We start from the raw sequence: 2,185 nt of genomic DNA, 5'->3' as shown, positions 1-2,185 counted from the left end.
CGCTGGCGACGGCCGGCACGTTCGCCAGCGCGATGAAGGCGTCGCTCGACAAGATCAGCGGCGACCAGCAGCACGCGCTCGGCGAGGCGCAGGCGTTCGAGGTCGGCGCGCCGAACGTGTCGCTCAACGACGTGATGGTCGACATGCAGAAAGCCAACATCGGCTTCCAGTTCGGGCTCCAGGTCCGCAACAAGCTAGTGAGCGCTTACAACGACATCATGCAGATGTCGGTTTGACAGGACGGCTATTCGGGGAAAGCTATCCGTGGACGGCCTCCGGGCTGGTCTGCGGGCCGGCCCTTTTGCGCCAGGCGGCACGCTCCGCTTGCCTAAAGCTTTTCAAATCCCTTCCGATAACTCCGGTGAAGGCCGCGTCGTGCGATGCACGGCCGCGGTTCCCGTATAGCCAAGGCATAACAAGGAGAAGCGCATGTTTTCCCCAGGACACGCTGGAGCCAGTGCGTACGCGCGTGTCGGCGTCGAGACGGGGGTGATGGGCGCCTCCCCGCACCGGTTGATCGCGATGCTGTACCAGGGCGCGCGGCAGGCGATTGCGCTGGCGCGCATGCACTTGCAGCAGGGCAATGTGTCCGCGCGCGGCGAAGCGATCGGCAAGGCGATCCGGATCGTCGACAGCGGGCTGAAGGCGTCGCTGAACCGCGACGCGGGCGGCGAGATCGCCGAGCGGCTGGACGCGCTGTATGCGTATATCAGCCGGCGTCTGCTCGAAGCGAACGCGCAGGCGAGCGACGCGATGCTGGTTGAAGTCGACGGGCTGCTCGCGACGCTCGAGGAAGCATGGACGGGGATCGCCCCGGAAGTCGCGCGGATGGCCGCGCAACAGGCAGTGGAAGCATCACGATGAATCGCAAGGCCGAATACTTCGAACGTTACGAGGCGCTCGCCGCCGTGTCGGGCCGGATGCTGGGCGCCGCCCGCAGCGCCGACTGGAGCGCGTTGCCGGGGTTGCAGGCCGAATTCATGCGGTTGGTCGACGGGTTGAAGGAAGCCGATCCGGGCGTCGTGCTCGACGAATCGGATCTCGGCCGCAAGCTCGGCCTGATCCGCCGCATCCTGGCCGACGACGCCGCGATTCGCGATCTCGCGAGCCCGGACGTCGCGCGGCTGTCCGCGTTGTTCGAGGCGCGGCGCTCGACCAAGGTATTGACCGATCTCTACCGCGCGCGCGGGTAGGGTCCGTTTCCGGGGAAACGGGCGCGGGGCGCACGAGTCCGCTGTGGCAGGCGCGCAGTTCCCGCGGGCGGCACCGAGGTGCCGTTCCCGGATTCGCAACGAAGTGGCTGAGATAAGCAGGCTCCGATCATGACCGGTATCGACTCCGTTGCGGCCGCGATGCTGGCGAGCCGCCTCGACAGCTTGCTGACCGGCACCGTGTCGGCGCCCGCCGGCGGCAGCGCGGCCTCGCAGGTCGGCACGCCGGGCACCGGCGCGTCGTCCACGCCTTCGGCCGGCAGCCCGCCTGCCGCGCCGCCCGCATCCACCCAGACTGCACTATCCGATGTCGGGCGCGTGCTCGACGCGATTTCGCGCGTGGGCGGCGACTCGACACCGGCCATTGCCGGGCGCGCGCCGCTGCTGGCCGATCCCACCGTGCTGCTGACCGACACGGCTGCGCCGGCCGCCTCCGATCCGGCTGCATCGTCCACGCCGGCGTCCGCTGCCGCGTCGTCCGCTGCTGCGGCGCGCGAAGCGGCTGCGACTTTGCCGGTCGCGGCGCTGCGTGCGGCGCTCGCCCAGGCGGTGAGCGAAAGCGGCCTTTTCTACGAATCCCATCTCGCGCAGTGGCTGGCCGGCCAGCGTCCGCTCGCGGCGCTGATGCGCGAGCCGCAGGCGCGCCTCGCGGCCGCGCTCGCGCCGGCCGATCCGGATGCCGCACAGCACGGCTCGACCGACCTGCTCGACGAACTGCTCGCGCAGCGCCCGTCTTTGCTGGCGACCGCGCGGGCATCGGCGCAGCCGGGCACGCAGGCCCAGGGCGGCGCGTCGGCGCGCGATCCCGCACAGGCGTTGCCGGCAGGCGCGCGGCAGGGCGCGTCGCTGCCGCGCGATACGGCCGATCTGCTCGGCGAGCGTGCCGATACCCGCTGGACGCCCGCGCGGGCCGAACTGGCCGCGGCGTCGTCCGATTCGCAGGCGCAGGCGCAGACGCTGGCGACCGTGCATCC

At 70.7% G+C, this 2,185-nt stretch carries 3 protein-coding genes and 1 pseudogene; all 4 read left to right on the top strand.

Annotation, left to right across the window (positions count from 1 at the left end):
• A partial coding sequence (fliE, locus tag G3N99_RS39240) for a flagellar hook-basal body complex protein FliE (protein WP_206125083.1) occupies positions 1-236 on the top strand: 236 nt, incomplete at its 5' end.
• Between the two features lie 193 nt (positions 237-429).
• Positions 430-864, top strand: a complete 435-nt coding sequence (gene fliS, locus G3N99_RS39235) for a flagellar export chaperone FliS (protein WP_174937481.1) — start codon at positions 430-432, stop codon at positions 862-864.
• Positions 861-1,193, top strand: coding sequence for a flagellar protein FliT (locus G3N99_RS39230; protein ID WP_174937483.1), 333 nt, complete (start codon positions 861-863; stop codon positions 1,191-1,193). Before fliS ends, G3N99_RS39230 begins: the two co-directional genes overlap by 4 nt.
• Before the next feature lie 129 nt (positions 1,194-1,322).
• A pseudogene (locus G3N99_RS39225) lies at positions 1,323-2,185 on the top strand (flagellar hook-length control protein FliK); the annotation flags it as partial.

Source organism: Burkholderia sp. Ac-20392 (assembly GCF_017104585.1).
GTDB classification, from domain to species: domain Bacteria; phylum Pseudomonadota; class Gammaproteobacteria; order Burkholderiales; family Burkholderiaceae; genus Burkholderia; species Burkholderia lata.
Note: the sequence above shows the minus strand (reverse complement) of the source record. Positions and strands in the feature narration are given on the sequence as shown.

What these genes read in the sequence shown, in the direction of transcription:
- fliS (WP_174937481.1), top strand. Translation starts at nt 430, where the DNA reads ATGTTTTCCCCAGGACACGCTGGAGCCAGTGCGTACGCGCGTGTCGGC.
- G3N99_RS39230 (WP_174937483.1), top strand. Translation starts at nt 861, where the DNA reads ATGAATCGCAAGGCCGAATACTTCGAACGTTACGAGGCGCTCGCCGCC.